This is a genomic window from Bradyrhizobium roseum (assembly GCF_030413175.1).
GTDB classification, from domain to species: Bacteria; Pseudomonadota; Alphaproteobacteria; order Rhizobiales; family Xanthobacteraceae; genus Bradyrhizobium; species Bradyrhizobium roseum.
Window position 1 is genome coordinate 2,044,116 of the sequence record NZ_CP129212.1, and the last position, 14,258, is coordinate 2,058,373.

General features: G+C 61.0%; 11 protein-coding genes. 1 reads left to right on the forward strand and 10 read right to left on the reverse strand.

What is annotated here, in order from left to right; translation table 11 throughout:
* Window positions 1-3 precede the first annotated feature (3 nt).
* From QUH67_RS09645 to crtI, 8 genes are all read right to left on the reverse strand, one after another.
* Window positions 4-1,524, reverse strand: a complete 1,521-nt coding sequence (locus QUH67_RS09645) for a monovalent cation/H+ antiporter subunit D (protein WP_300946442.1) — start codon at window positions 1,522-1,524, stop codon at window positions 4-6.
* Window positions 1,524-1,892 (reverse strand): Na+/H+ antiporter subunit C, encoded by a 369-nt coding sequence (locus tag QUH67_RS09650; RefSeq protein ID WP_300947988.1) that lies wholly within the window; start codon window positions 1,890-1,892, stop codon window positions 1,524-1,526. Before QUH67_RS09650 ends, QUH67_RS09645 begins: the two co-directional genes overlap by 1 nt.
* A 5-nt stretch (window positions 1,893-1,897) precedes the next feature.
* Window positions 1,898-4,714 (reverse strand): monovalent cation/H+ antiporter subunit A, encoded by a 2,817-nt coding sequence (locus QUH67_RS09655; RefSeq protein ID WP_300946443.1) that lies wholly within the window; start codon window positions 4,712-4,714, stop codon window positions 1,898-1,900.
* 240 nt (window positions 4,715-4,954) lie between these two features.
* Window positions 4,955-6,355, reverse strand: a complete 1,401-nt coding sequence (locus QUH67_RS09660; RefSeq protein ID WP_300946444.1) for an aldehyde dehydrogenase family protein — start codon at window positions 6,353-6,355, stop codon at window positions 4,955-4,957.
* Between the two features lie 7 nt (window positions 6,356-6,362).
* The gene (locus QUH67_RS09665) at window positions 6,363-7,478 is read right to left on the reverse strand and encodes a glycosyltransferase (protein WP_300946445.1); all 1,116 of its coding nucleotides are present in this window, start codon (window positions 7,476-7,478) and stop codon (window positions 6,363-6,365) included.
* Entirely contained in the window at window positions 7,475-8,302 is an 828-nt protein-coding gene (locus QUH67_RS09670) for a lysophospholipid acyltransferase family protein (protein ID WP_300946446.1), read from the reverse strand. The genes QUH67_RS09665 and QUH67_RS09670 overlap by 4 nt, the downstream gene beginning before the upstream one ends.
* Window positions 8,292-9,839 (reverse strand): phytoene desaturase family protein, encoded by a 1,548-nt coding sequence (locus QUH67_RS09675; RefSeq protein WP_300946447.1) that lies wholly within the window; start codon window positions 9,837-9,839, stop codon window positions 8,292-8,294. Before QUH67_RS09675 ends, QUH67_RS09670 begins: the two co-directional genes overlap by 11 nt.
* Window positions 9,836-11,398 carry a phytoene desaturase family protein gene (gene crtI, locus QUH67_RS09680; protein ID WP_300946448.1) on the reverse strand — a complete coding sequence of 521 codons (1,563 nt, stop codon included), beginning with the start codon at window positions 11,396-11,398 and terminating at the stop codon, window positions 9,836-9,838. Before crtI ends, QUH67_RS09675 begins: the two co-directional genes overlap by 4 nt.
* A 68-nt stretch (window positions 11,399-11,466) precedes the next feature.
* Between crtI and QUH67_RS09685 the strand changes: the two genes are divergently transcribed.
* A complete protein-coding gene (locus QUH67_RS09685; protein ID WP_300946449.1) occupies window positions 11,467-11,940 on the forward strand; it encodes a DUF2141 domain-containing protein in 474 nt (157 codons plus the stop codon).
* Here QUH67_RS09685 and QUH67_RS09690 read toward each other — a convergent pair.
* Together QUH67_RS09690 and QUH67_RS09695 are read right to left on the reverse strand one after the other, a co-directional pair.
* On the reverse strand, window positions 11,919-13,145 hold the full coding sequence (locus QUH67_RS09690; protein ID WP_300946450.1) for an ABC transporter permease: 1,227 nt from the start codon (window positions 13,143-13,145) through the stop codon (window positions 11,919-11,921). The two genes, QUH67_RS09685 and QUH67_RS09690, sit on opposite strands and share 22 nt — an antisense overlap.
* Window positions 13,146-13,151: 6 nt before the next feature.
* Window positions 13,152-14,090, reverse strand: coding sequence for an ABC transporter ATP-binding protein (locus QUH67_RS09695; RefSeq protein ID WP_320416128.1), 939 nt, complete (start codon window positions 14,088-14,090; stop codon window positions 13,152-13,154).
* Between the last annotated feature and the right edge of the window lie 168 nt (window positions 14,091-14,258).

Genomic DNA, 14,258 nt, shown 5'->3' on the forward strand with positions numbered 1-14,258 from the left:
GGCCTATTCTCCCGTGTGGTTGGCGGCCGCTATGGGCCGCAATACCGCGGCGATGTAGCGGTGCGGCGACAGCAACTGCTCCGCGGTGGCGGTCATGTCGGCCATCACCGGGCCGGCGAACACGCTCAACGCCGTAACCGTCGCGATCATGGCGCCGATCACGAAGATGGGCATGATCGGAACAGCCCGCGGCGTTGACGTCTCGGTCGCCGGGGAACGGTTCCAGAATATCTGCATGCCGGTGCGCGCGAAACCGAGGATCAGCAGCAGGCTGGTGATCAGGATTGCCGGCCATACGGTAGCGGCGATGAAGGCCTCACGCGCGGCATCGAGGATCAGGAGCTTGCCGAAGAACCCCGCGAGCGGCGGCATGCCGATCGTGGCAATCGCAAGCAGGAAGAAAAATCCGGCAAAGACGTTTGCGTATTGCGGAAACCATGCGAACGCCGCGCGACTGCCTTTCTCGGGCGCGAGAAGGCCGCCAAGCAGAAACAGTCCCGCACTGGCGACGGTGCTCTGCACGGCGTAATAAAGCGCGGCCGCAAGACCGGCGCTGCCCAGGCCAACGGCGATCAGCAGCGTTCCCATCGAAGCGATCAGCGAGTAGCAGACCAGGTCAAGCACGCGACGGCTTGCGAGCACGCCGATGGTGCCGAGAGCGAGGGTCAGTATCCCCGCCGGCAGAACCCAAGGTGTCGCGACATCGGCGAGCGGGCCGGCGCCGGCGCCGAAGATCAGCGTGTAGACACGGATGATGGAATAGATCCCCACCTTGCTCATGATGGCGAACAGCGCGGCGGCGGGCGGCGACGTGGAGCCATAGGCCGGCGGCAACCACCAGTGCAGCGGCACCATCGCGGACTTGATCGAAAACACGGTCAGCAGCAGCAGGGCGCCGGCCGTGAGCAGCGCCTGATTGCCGGTTGCGACCTGCGGCACCTTCTCGGCGAGGTCCGCCATGTTGAGCGTGCCGGTGACCGAATAGATCGTTCCCACGGCAAACAGGAAAACCGTGGAACCGATCAGGTTGATCGCAATGTAGTGGAAGCCGGCCTTCATCCGATGGGCACCGCCGCCATGCAGCATCAAGCCATAGGAGGCAATCAGCAGCACTTCGAAGAAGACGAAAAGGTTGAACAGGTCGCCGGTGAGAAAAGCGCCGTTGATGCCGAGCAACTGAAACTGGAACAGGGCGTGGAAATGGCGTCCACGCTTGTCCCACTCGTCGATGGCGGCGAGCACGACACCGAAGGCGAGCAGCCCGGCGAGCAGCAGCATCGTGGCGGCCAGCCGGTCCAGGACCAGAACGATGCCGAACGGCGCAGGCCAGTTACCGAGCAGATAGATGCGCGGCTCGCCGTCGCCGGCGACGATATAGAATCCGATCACGACAACCAGCTGAATGGCGGTTGCCGCGACCGACACGATGCGTTGGGAGAACAGGCTGCGACGCATGACCAGCACCAGCAGCGCCGCCGTCATGGCCGGCACGACCAGGGGTACGATGAGCCAGGGATTGGTCATCACAGCACCTCGTCGCGAAGGATGTCCGGCGACTTCTCGTCGGTTCGGACGTCGAGCGACACGCCATCGTCGCCGGTTTCGAGAAAGGCGCGCAGTGACAACACGACGATCAGGGCTGTCATGCCAAAGGTGATCACGATGGCGGTCAGGACGAGCGCCTGCGGCAACGGATCGGCGTATCCGCCGGCATAGACGCCGACGATCGGCGGCCGGTCGATGGTGAGCCGGCCCATCACGAACAGGAACACGTTCACCGCATAGGACAGGAAGCAGAGGCCGATCACCACCGGAAAGGTTCGCCGCAGCAGAATGAGATACAGGCCGGCCGCCGTCAGCGCACCGATCCCGCTCGCCAGCAGAAATTCCATACTCATCAAACGCGCGCCTCCGCCCGGTTTGACGCTTCCTCGGCGCGCTCCTCCACCCGAGACAGGGTCGCAAGCGACAGGAGGCAGGTGCCTACCACCGTGAAGAAAACGCCGACGTCGAATGCCATCGCGGAGGCCAGCTCCACTTCGCCGAATATCGGCAGATGGAAGTATCCGAACGTGCTGGTGAGGAAAGGGCGATCGAAGAGAAGCGAGGCAATGCCGGTTGCGCCGGCGATCATCACGCCGCCGCCGATCATCGCATGGGCGTCGAACCGGGCGCGGCGATGCGCCCATGTGTAGCCGCTCGCCATATATTGCACGAGGAAGGCGACCGCGACGATGAGGCCGGCAATGAATCCGCCCCCCGGCATGTTGTGTCCCCGCAGGAGAATGTAAATTCCGACCATCAGCGAGAGCGGAAGCAGGACGCGGGCGACCACCGCGAGCATCAGCGGATGCGGATCGCGCGACTGCGGATCGAAACGCACGCGCGCAAGGCGGCGTCCGGCAGCGCCATGCATGGCCGAGTCGAGCAGGGCGAAAATCGCCAGCGCAGCGATCGCCAGCACGATGATTTCACCGAACGTATCGTAACCGCGGAAGTCGACCAGTATCACATTGACCACATTGGTGCCGCCACCGCCCGGTTTCGACTGTTCGATGTGATAGCCGGAAATCGTCTCGAAGCTGCGGGTCATTGCGGCATAGGCAAGGGCGCCGATGCCGAGCCCACCAAGTATCGCCAGCCCGCCGGCACCGAGCTTGTTCCGCAGCGGCATCTCATCGGGTGTTGTGCGCGGCAACAGGTTGATCGCGAGCAGCAGCAGGATGGTGGTCACCACCTCGACCGCGATCTGGGTGAGGGCAAGATCCGGCGCGGAGAATTGCAGGAATGCGAGCGATACCACGAGTCCGACAATGCTGGTGACGATCAACGCGGTCAGCCGGTCGTAGTGCCGCCTGATGATCAGACCACAGGCGACCAGCAAGACAAGCCAAGCGGTCACGGCCGGCAGTGTCGCCGCCAGCGTCACGCGATCCCCCGCGAGCGGAGCGCGGGCTGCGGCCAGGTATCCGGTCAGCGCCAGCACGCCGATTGTCCCGACGATGACGCCGAGATAGCGCGGCAGACTTCCATTGTCGATGCGGCCGAGGATAATGCGCGACGCCCGGATCATTCCCGCCACCGATGCGATGAACATGGTCATCGCCTCCGGCCGGGGTATCGCCAGTCGTGCACGATTGGCGGCGGGGTAGACCCCCAGCATGGCGAGGCCGCCGACAAGGGCGATCACGCTCATGCCCAACGCCGGTGTCAGGCCGTGCCACAAGGCCAGATGATAGCCGGGCAGGGCGCCGCCCGTCGCCGCCCGCGCGGTCTGCTCGACAATCGATCCGGCGAATGTCGCCGGCATCACGCCGATGGCGATCACCGGAACGATCAGCACGGCGACCGGCAGCCACATGCCGAACGGCGGGTCGTGGGGACGGTGTGGATAGTCGTCGCGCTTTGGGCCGAGAAAGACGCAGAAAACGAGCCGGGCGGAATAAGCCGCCGACAGCAGGGCTCCGGCGGTGGCGAACAGCGGAACGAGCCAGGTCTGGCCGGCGATGACCGTGTGCGCGGCCTCCTCCAGCATCATCTCCTTCGAGAGGAATCCGTTCAGCAGGGGCAATCCGGCCATCGACGCCGCGGCGAGGATGGCGAGCCCCGAGGTGATCGGCATGAGGTGGCGCAAGCCGCCGAGCCTGCGTATGTCGCGCGTGCCGGCTTCATGATCGACGATACCGGCGGACATGAACAATGCCGCCTTGAATGTTGCGTGATTGAGGATGTGGAAGATGGCTGCGACCAGTGCCATGCGGGTGCCGAAGCCGAGCAGCATCGTCAGCAGGCCGAGATGGCTCACGGTAGAGAAGGCGAGCAGCGCCTTGAGGTCATCCTTGAACAGCGCGATCCACGCCGCGATGACCATGGTGACGAGGCCGGTCAGCGAAACGATCAGGAACCACTCCTGCGTGCCGGACAGGACCGGCCAAAGACGGGCGAGCAGGAAGATGCCGGCCTTCACCATCGTTGCCGAATGCAGATAGGCGGACACCGGCGTCGGAGCGGCCATGGCATGCGGCAACCAGAAGTGAAAAGGAAACTGCGCGGACTTGGTGAATGCGCCCAGCAGGATCAGCAGCAGCATCGGCAGATAGAGCGAGGAGGCCCTGATCGTCTCGCCGCGCGTCAAAATGTCGCTCAATTGAAAGCTGCCGGCACTATGGCCAAGCAGCAGCATCCCGCCCATCAGCGCCAGCCCGCCGCTTCCGGTGACCAGCAATGCCATGAGCGCCCCCGTGCGCGAGGCGGGCAGGTGATACCAATAACCGATCAACAGGAATGACGTGAGGCTGGTCAGTTCCCAGAACACCACCAGGAGCAGGATATTGTCGCTCAGAACAATACCGACCATTGAGCCCTGAAAGAGCAGCAGATAGCAGAAGAAACGCCCCATGGGATCGCTGCGATCCAGATAGAAGCGCGCATACAGGATGATCAGAAGGCCGATCGCCAGGATCAGCGTCGCAAAGAACAGCCCGAGTCCATCAACGAAAAACGACAGCGAGAGGCCCAGCTGTGGCAGCCATGGGACGTCGGTTCGGGGAATGCCGCCTGAATAGACCGTCGAAGCCTCGGTGAGAAGAATGAGGAGTGCGAGTCCGGTGACGGCGGCTGCCGTTGCCGTGCAGACATTCCGTCCGGCCCGTATGGCGAGCGGTGGAACCATCGCGCCGAAAAACGGGAGAAGGATGACAAGCGCAAGCTTCATTCACGACACGCATGTTGGCTTGAGGGAGTGCGAGGATGCTCGTTGGACATCCTTCTCAGCAGATTATGCTACTCAAAGCCAGTACCAACGGGTCATGGAGCCGCAGCGAATGCCTGAGTGAAGATAATCCGTTGGCCCGACCCGTTGAGCTGCGATTTCGGTTCCGCGCGACAGCTACAGGTTCGACGGTTCGCTACGGTTGGCGGCCGGTTACTCCATCCATGGGCGCTGAACACTCGACTACTTTCGCCGTTGCTTTAACAGACCTTGCAGTATTCGATCCGCAGATTTGCCGAACGGCGGGCGAAGCAGACTTGTCAAAGACAGGCGCGACTGGACGAAAACGGTTCTCTCGTTCGAGAACGCCCGAAAGCCAGCCTCGCCGTGGTATCGACCCGAGCCGGACTGTCCGACGCCCCCGAAGGGCAACTGAGGGACGGCTGCATGGACGACTGTATCGTTGACGGATATGGCCCCGGACGCCGTCGAAGCGGCCATCTTTTCGAAAGATTCACCGATGTCGCCGAACCAGTAGATGGCGAGCGGCTCAGGCAGATTGCGGACGATGCGGAGCGCTTCGTCAAGACTTTCGTATCCCAAGACAGGAAGCAGCGGGCCAAAAATTTCCTCCCGCATGATCACGGAATCTAAAGTGGGATTGATAACCAAAGCGGGCCGGTAACGGGGCGCCGAAACGGGCCAAGGCAAGAGCGGCTCGATCACATGGTCGGCTTCGAGAGACCGCAGCCTGGCAATGGCACCGTCCGTCAGGATGGCGGAGTAGTCCCTCGTCTCACGGCCGGGGTGCAGTTTTTGTGCCGCATCGCGGGCGAGAGATACGAACTCGACCATCCGTTCCGCCGGCACGAGAACGTAATCCGGCGCAACGCAGGTCTGCCCACCGTTCAGAAGCTTTCCGGACACGATCCTGGTTACAGCGAGATTCAAATCGGCACTTCGGTCCACGACGACAGGGCTCTTTCCGCCAAGTTCCAAAACGACCGGCGTCAGATTGGTCGCTGCGGCGGCGGCAATCTCCACGCCGACGGAGTGCGAACCGGTAAACAGAATCATGTCCAAGGGAAGCCGCGCGATCCGCGCCGCGACGGCGGCATCACCCGTAAAGACCCGAACGATCGTCGGATCGATTGTTTTGGAAATATGGTCTTCCAGCAATTCGGCCGTGCGGGGAGTGCGTTCCGAAGGCTTCACGATGGCTCTGCAACCGGCGGAAATCGCGCTGACCAAGGGAAGAAGGACAAGCTGAACCGGATAATTGCTCGGGCCGATGATGCCGGCGACGCCCCGGGGCTGACGAACGACTTGGGCCTTCGCCGGCCAAAAAGGCCAGGTCAGGCCGATCCGTTCGGGCCGGGTCCACTTTGGGAGCTTTCGGATCGCCAGGTCGATCGCGGACACCACGACCGATATCTCGGTGAGCAATGTCTCATGGCGCGACCGATAGCGGAAGTCGGCTGAAACGGCCGTTGCGTAGGCTTCGGCCCTGTCCAGCAGCGACGAGCGCAACGTTCCGAGGATTTCCATCCGATCGGCGATCGTCAGTCCGCCCGAAATCCTATGCGCGGCCTTCAGCGATTCGTAGCCGTCTTCTACCGATGTGGACCGATGAGAAGCGTCCATAAAGATCTCACATCCGCGGTCGGTAGACACGGCCGCGCCAAACGACGGTTCGGCCCGCCAGGTAACCCACTAAAGCATTCCACTGTATCGCGAGCGTCGCAAGAACGCCCAACGGCATCACGATCACCGCAGACGCAGGCTCTTCGCATTTGATGGCCTGCATCATTCTGGAGAAGATCAACAGCACCACGGAAATCAACAAGAACCGGGCGCCCCAATCAGCCGGCGCCAGCCAGGCGAAGGGAGCCAACACGAAAGGCGCTACGAGACCGCCACCGAGCAGCAGCGTCCAGACGGGAAGGGCGACCGGCCTGGCCATACCTTCGGTGGCGTTCTTTCCGAAGCCCAGCCACAGATCCCGGGCGTTCGAATACATGCGGCAACTCGCGATCCCGGTCGCGTCGACGAGATCGGTGGGAAAGCCATTTCGCCGGAAGTTTGCCGCCAGCCTCATGCCGTCATGCATCGCGTTCGCGATGCCGGCATGGCCTCCCGCGGCCAGATAGGACGACCTGCGCACCATGATCAACTGACCGCACGCGGCGGCAAGCGAGGGGTCGGTGCTCCGCCGCCTCATGAGGGCCACCGGCAGGTAGAAATAGATCAAGGTGTTGATCATGGGAATAACGGCCAGATCGGCAAACGTTCTGATTTCCTGCCGGGGTACGCCGCTGACGAAATCCATCGTTTGCCGAGGAATAAGGCGCGATACGGCGTCTGGTGCGAGCCGGACGTCGCTATCCAGAAAAAGCATGAAGGGGCGCGCGGTCATGGTCGACAGCACGTGACAGGCGTGCGTCTTTCCCTTCCACCCGGTAGGCAAAGCAGGGGCACGCTCAAGACGCAATCTCGGGTCGCTCTCAGCGATTTTCAGGACTATCTCGGCTGTCGCGTCGGTGGACCCATCATCCAGGACGATGACTTCGACGTCCACATCTTTGCTCGCGAGCGCCGCTTCGACGCAAGCGCGGATCGTTGCTTCCTCGTTACGGGCGGGAATCAGTATCGCGACTTCAGGCGTGCCGCTGCCCTTGGCCGGCGGTCGAACGAGGATGAAGTTGAATAGCCCCATCAGCGCCGGAAGCAGGGTAAGCATCGCTACGATGGCGAATAGGATCGTCATGCCGAGCCCGGGTCATGTCCCGGCCGAAAGTCCCGGCCGCGTGCGAACGCCAGCAGTCGTCGCCATGCATCGTAGACTGCGTTGATCTGGCTTCTACCCTCGATCAGAGTCTCAAACTGCGAATGATCACGACCGATCGAGCCGGCACGAAGCTCGTTCATGGTTTGGTCAAGGCGCTCCTCGAGAAGCGCCAGCCGTTGCTGTTTCGAAAGAGCGGCGATCGAGCTTGCCGATATCGGCTGGCCAAAGGAAATAAGCAGCTCAGGTTGCTTTTCAATCCAGAACGTCGTTTCGACGGCGAGGGGGAGGAAGATCACGTCGGGCGCCAAATCCGCCAGGTGCGCAAGTCCAGGGCTCAGTTGCAGAGGCCGTTCTCGAACATCGGCAAACCGGCCTTGCGCCGCGACGAACATCATTGACCCTGGATCTCGAAGAACGGTTCTGCTCGTTTCGATGAAGTCGACCGCACCTTGCGACGAGTCGCGAGCCACGCCGAAAGCGCCCAACCGCGCGAGAATCGCGTACTGTTCCAGCATCTTCGCATCTATCGGAGCGAAGGCTCTGAAGTTTTCGAACAGTCGACGCGCGAGTACGACGTAAAGCACGCCATCCCACCATGATGGGTGGTTCGCGTAGACGACGAGCCTGGTCGCCGCGACTTGAGGCAAGTTGCCGGCGCGTAAAACGCGCAGCGCATGGAAATCCCGCTTGAGCGTGCGTTCGAAAATGTAGCCGAAGAAGGCAAGCGCGGTTTTGGAACGCCGGGCGACGACGTGATTGGCCTCATCTCGAGCCGCCAGTCTTCTGGCACTTTCACGACGCAAGCTTTTCTTTCCTCATATCGGCGTCGAGCGCATCAGCGGCAATCCAGCCCGACATCATGACCATCGGCATCCCTGGCCCGGGATGCGCCGCTCCGCCAGCGAGGTAAAGTCCCTCGATATGCCTGCTTCTGTTTCCCGGCTTGAACGCACCGGTGAACTTTCCGTGGCTCGCCAGTCCGTAGATAGCTCCGTTCAGCACCTTGTAGCGATCATGTATGTCCTGCGGCGTCAGGTGGCGTTCGAATACGATCCTGTCTTCAAGGTCCGGCAGAAGCGCCGTACGCTTCAATTTGTCGATGATCTTTTGCCGATAGGCGGGAAACATCTTCGACCAATCGTGATGATCGCGAAGATAGGGCGTGTGAACCAGAACATACAGGGCTTCGCCTCCCTCCGGAGCGACCGAGGGGTCGCTTCCAGACGGCGCGGCCAGGTAGCAAGTCGGGTCGGGAGCCGGCTCGCCACGACGGTAGATCCAATCGAACTCCTCTTCGGCGTCATCCGAAAAGATGAAGTCGTGATGCAGCAAGTGCTCGTAACGCTTGGACAGTCCCAGATAGAGCACGACGCCGGAACAGGCCGGTTCGAAGCCGGCTTTGCGATAGTGAGCACCGGCACTGCCGCCCACGAGTTCGGAATAGGTGCGCATCGAGTCCATGTTGGAGATAACAGCCGAGGCGAGGATCTTTCGACCATCGAGGAGCTCCACACCGACTGCTTTTCCCTCATCGATGATGAGCTTCTTGACTTCTGTCCGGTCGCGGTACACGGCGCCGTGTCTTTCGCCGAGAGCCTTTAGCGCTTCGGCGACAGCCCTCGTGCCCCCGATCGGATACCACACGCCGCCGCTTGTCTGCATGTGGGCGATCGAACACAACACTGCCGGCGAAAGGAACGGGGAAGACCCGACGTACTGGGTGAAGTGGTCCAGCATTTGCGCGACCCGCTCATCCGGCACCATCCCCCGGATCGTGCCGGCTACCGAGCGCCCCATGCGCAGCGAGAGCACGTCTCGAAATGTCGCAGGATTCATGTTCTCCTTGATGTTCATCGTATCGCGGATGTCCTCGATCGATTTCCAGAAGAAGAACCGTTCCGAAATGTCATGAAGATGGGCCGAAGTCCGAAGGAACTTGCGGTAACCGTCCGCCATTCCGGTGCGACCGGAAAATCGTTCCGCCGAATTCGCCATCGTCTCCGTGTCTTCGACCAGATCGATGCTCTCGCCGGAGCCGAAGAAGCAGCGCCATTGCGGGTCCAAACGCTTGAGTTCCAGTCGGTCCTCCAAGCGCTCTCCTGCTTCCGCGAATATCCGCCTGAGCACCGCAGGAACGGTCAGGATCGTCGGACCCATGTCGAAGCGGAAGCCCGCTTCCTGCAGTACCGCGGCCTTGCCACCGAGCCAGTCGTTCTTTTCCAACAAAGTCACCGCGTACCCGCGCGTGGCCGCTACTGCGGCCGCCGCCAGACCGCCGAGTCCGCTGCCGATGACCAGGACCGACTTGTCGCCGAGCTGAGTGGTCGTGTTCAGTGTCATGGTGTAACCTCGCGGCTTGCGGTCACGGCAGCCTGAGCGGATATTGCATCGGCGCTTCCCGCCGTTCGCGATCTTTTCCATCTCGAGAGGACCAGATCGGACGTGATGCGCGCACCCTCGTAAATCACCGGCAAGCCCGACCCCGGATGGGTGCCACCACCAACGAGGTACACACCCTCGACGTCCTCCATTTCATTGTGCGGACGGAAATACAGCATCTGATCGAGCCCGTGGGCGAGGTTGAATGTGGCTCCGCGGAAAATGGACAATTGGTCGCGCCAGTCGTCGGGCGTAAACATGCGCTCGCTCCTGATGCGGCTGCGCAAATCGGTCAGACCGAAAGCCTCCAACCTTTGCAGGACGAGTTCGCGGAACGGGCCGGCTTCCTTCTGCCAATCGACCTTGCCGCAATGCCCGACTGGAGCCAACACATACAATGAGGAATTTCCGTTAGGAGCGAATGTCGGATCGGTCCGCGATGGATTGGCGACGTAGATCGATGGCCGTGTCGGTACGATGTCGGCCGCTTCGATTTCGGCGATGTTCTCTTCGTAGCAATCCGAAAGGAAGATGTTGTGATGGTCGATGTCGTAGGAGCCTTCGATGCCGAGATAAAGCATGAACGTCGAGCAGGAATACTTCATGCCGTCAATACGGCGATCCGACCATTTGCGCCTCAGTGGGGCCGGAATCAGAGTGGTCGCGGCTTGCGCAAAATCCGCGTTGATGATGCACGCGTCCACGGGATGGCGTCCCGAAGCCGACGTCACGCCGACCGCGCGCTTACCCTCGAACTCGATGCTTCGGACAGGATCGGCCAGACGGATTTCCGCCCCCAAGTCGCGCGCAGCGCGGGCCATGCCTTCGCTTACCGCACCGCAGCCGCCAACAGGATGCCAGATCCCGAATTCAAATTCGAGAAAAGATAGAAACGTAAACAAGTTCGGGCATCGGAAAGGCGACATCCCCAGATATTTCGTCTGGAACGAGAAGGCGAGGCGAACCCGCGGATCACTGAAATACCGCTTAAGCTCCTCGTCAACGGATGTCATGGGAACGATATGGCGTAGCGCACTCAACACACTCGGAGCCAGATAATCGAGCAAACTCAGAAAAGGGCGCTCGAGCACCGGCGTGAAGTCTGCAAGCTTACGTCGATTCTTTTCGATGAATGCGCGGATCCGCTTCGCGTCATCCTTGTTCAACTTCGCGATTTCGGCTTCCAGCTTGTCCAGTTGGCCCGAGACCCGGACTTCCGGACCGCCCTCGAATATCAACCGATAGCCGGGCTCTATCCTTTTCAGTTCGACGTAATCCTGAAGCCTCAAGCCGCAGCGTTCGAAGACGCGCTCCAGGATCTGCGGGTAGAGAAAGAAGGTGGGTCCCAGGTCGAACGGAAACTCGTCGACCGAGATTGTCTTGGTCCTGCCACCGACAATGGCGTCTTTCTCGAAAACCGTGACTTTGGCACCGGTTGCCGCCAGCAACATGGCAGCCGCCAAGCCGCCCGGCCCCGCTCCGACAATCGCTGCGGATCTGCCGACCGCTTCCCTGATCATGAACCCCCGCTGGCCTGCCAATATCGACCGGCCTGCTGGAAATCCTTCCAAAGGCCGTGTTAGTAACGATGGAAACAGAGGTCTGGATCATGCGCTTTGGTAAGAATTTTCGGTCGGGCCTTCTTGCAAGCCCTTTGGTGTTTTGGATCGCCTGTGCGAATGCCGGTTCCGTTACGGTGACCGTGTCGGGCGTGGTTCCCAACGGCACCATGATCATGGCGGCGGTCTGTACTACCGAGCTTGAGCCGTCCTCGTGCGGAACGGGTGAGCGCAAGGCCGCGGCGTCCTCGACGTTGCGGTTTGTGTTCGAGGGCCTTGCCCCCGGGAAATACGCCATCGCAGCGTATCAGGACCTCAATGGGAACGGGAACCTGGACAGGTCCAAACTCGGACTTCCGCTCGAGCCATTTGGTTTCAGCAACGAGGCAGGCCGCAGCGCACGTCCGTCATTCAACGCTGCGTCGTTTTCGCTGGGCGAGGGACGCAAGGAGATAAACGTCAGGCTGCGGCCCATATCGCGTCAAAACGCCCCGGCGGATTGACGACGGCGAGCGATGTCGAAGGCGATGGCGAGGACCATGCCGACGGCGCCGCCGATCAGCAGAACCGTCCAGCAAACTGCCAATTGAAGCGAAGACGCGCCCAGCCGGGTCGAGGTTTCCATCGCCTCGATCATCCAGGCGTTCGGCGTCGCCCAGCCGGCGGTCTGTAGCCAAGGAGGCATCAGGTAGCGTGGAACCATGCTGCCGCCGAGCGCCGACACCAGCAGGACGACGAAGGTCGTCGCGTTTTCGGCTTGCTTTCGGGTTCTGCATGCCGAGACCAGGGCCAAGCCGATCGCCGCCGCAGCGCCCGCGCAGACGAAGGCGGAAATAAGCCAAACTTGCAGGCGCGACGGATCAAACGATGCGCCAAACACCAAAAGTGCCGACACGTAAACGAGGCAGGTCTGCACCACGCCCTGCGCGGCAAGAAACGCCCATTTTCCCAGCATCAGCTTCGTCGTACCGATACGGTCCGGTCGAAGGCGTTCGGCAAGACCGCCGCTGCGCTCGTCAATCAGCATCAAGGCGGCGTGGGCGGAGGAGAAAAGCATGAACACCGCCACCACCGCCCCCGCATAATACAGGACGTTTGCATTACCTCCCACGACGGAAGCGCTTTGGCGTTCGATCACGTTCGCGAAGGAGAAGCCACTACCGGCCTTTTCGGCCGCCTGCTTTTCGAAAGCCTCGTTGAGAAAGTCGCGTTCGTCCTTGCCGATGGCCCCCGAAGCCTCGACGTCAGCCAGAATGCGGGACAAAACGACGTCCGGAAGGCCTTGGTTCAGATATCTCTGGATTTGCCCGATGGCGATGGAAGCTGCGAGCGGACGCGTAGCGCTTTCTACCACGACTATCGGCGTCGGTGCTTCGCCCGGCCGGGCCCGCAGGTCGGACTGGACGATGATGCCGACGTCCACCGCGCCACGTCCGACGGCGTCCATCAACGAACGGCCGTCGCTTCCGTCGTACGCGACCATGCGCATTTCGGGGGCGTCGTTCAGCGCGTTCAGAAGCCGCTTCGTCGTTTCCGTGCGCGCAATGTCGACGATCCCGACCTTCAGCTTCAATTCTTTGCCTGTGGCTCCGGCGAATATCATCGCGAGTACGAGAAAAAGCACGGCCGGAAGCACGAACGTCATGAACATGGCCGCGCGATCCCGCAGCGTCGCCAGACCCATTACCCAAGCGGCAGCCAGCATCATGGTTCGTTACGTCCCTGGGACATGCTTACGATATACATCTCTCAAGGAGGGCGAACGGATACGAATTTCACGTTCAGTGAGCCGTAGTTCCTTCAAAAGCGCCCCCAGTCGATCGACAAGATTGGTCTCCACCCGCGTATGCATCGTCCACAGGTTTCCAGAAGATTGTGCGAGTCCGGATGACTCCAACGAACGGCGCTGCGCGGGATCAGGTTGTGCGGCCAAATCAACTTCGACAAATTTTTCTGAAGCAAACGCGTGCTCGACTGCTTCATCCAGCGGAGCGTCGACGATCAGACGGCCTCCGACCAATAGTCCGATCCGGTCGGCGATGGCCTCGCCGAATTCGAAATCGTGCGTCACGACGATAGAGCCCGTTCCGGTCGCTCGCAACTGCATCAGCAGCCCAATCAAGGCCTCCCGGCCAACCGCGTCGAGACCGGCGCTCGGCTCATCGAGAGCAAGCATGGCAGGGCTTTTCATGAGAGAAACCGCAATATCCACTCGTCTTCTGAAACCGCCGGACAAGCGGTCAACCCGTGTATCGGAGATTTCAGAGCAACCAATCGACTTTAAGACATCCGTCGCTCGTCGGCCGGCGAGATCACGCGCCAATCCGGCCATCATGGCCAAAGCGATGCAATTTTCGCGGGCCGTCATGAACGGGTAAAGCGCCGTTTCCTGAGGAACCAGTTCGACGTTTGGTCCGACCTCCCTTCCGTCCGCGTTCAGAATTTTGCCCGTCCGAGGCGCCAATTTTCCCGTCAGCACGCGCAATAACGACGACTTTCCAGCGGCGTTTGGACCTAAAAGAACATATATCTCGCCGCATCTAATCCCGAGGTTGACTTCGCGAATGACAACAGACGGCCCGTAGCCTGCAGATACGCCACTCAGCCTTAACAGTGAGCGATCAGGTCTAGATTCCACTGACTCGGTCCGCACGACTATTTGTCTCCAAGCTGATTTGTGTCCGAGTAATGGTCAAACGATTCAACGATGGAGGGGCCGTTTTGGATCACTCGATATCTTCGCCACAGCTTATTTGATGGCTAATGGCTGACACCTGTCCCTATAGGACGCTCCTCCGGAGCGTCGTTGGCGATCAAGCGA

Coding starts and splice junctions, on each gene's coding strand:
- QUH67_RS09645 (WP_300946442.1), bottom strand. CDS start 1,524: ATGACCAATCCCTGGCTCATCGTACCCCTGGTCGTGCCGGCCATGACG.
- QUH67_RS09650 (WP_300947988.1), bottom strand. CDS start 1,892: ATGGAATTTCTGCTGGCGAGCGGGATCGGTGCGCTGACGGCGGCCGGC.
- QUH67_RS09655 (WP_300946443.1), bottom strand. CDS start 4,714: ATGAAGCTTGCGCTTGTCATCCTTCTCCCGTTTTTCGGCGCGATGGTT.
- QUH67_RS09660 (WP_300946444.1), bottom strand. CDS start 6,355: ATGGACGCTTCTCATCGGTCCACATCGGTAGAAGACGGCTACGAATCG.
- QUH67_RS09665 (WP_300946445.1), bottom strand. CDS start 7,478: ATGACGATCCTATTCGCCATCGTAGCGATGCTTACCCTGCTTCCGGCG.
- QUH67_RS09675 (WP_300946447.1), bottom strand. CDS start 9,839: ATGACACTGAACACGACCACTCAGCTCGGCGACAAGTCGGTCCTGGTC.
- crtI (WP_300946448.1), bottom strand. CDS start 11,398: ATGATCAGGGAAGCGGTCGGCAGATCCGCAGCGATTGTCGGAGCGGGG.
- QUH67_RS09685 (WP_300946449.1), top strand. CDS start 11,467: ATGGAAACAGAGGTCTGGATCATGCGCTTTGGTAAGAATTTTCGGTCG.
- QUH67_RS09690 (WP_300946450.1), bottom strand. CDS start 13,145: ATGATGCTGGCTGCCGCTTGGGTAATGGGTCTGGCGACGCTGCGGGAT.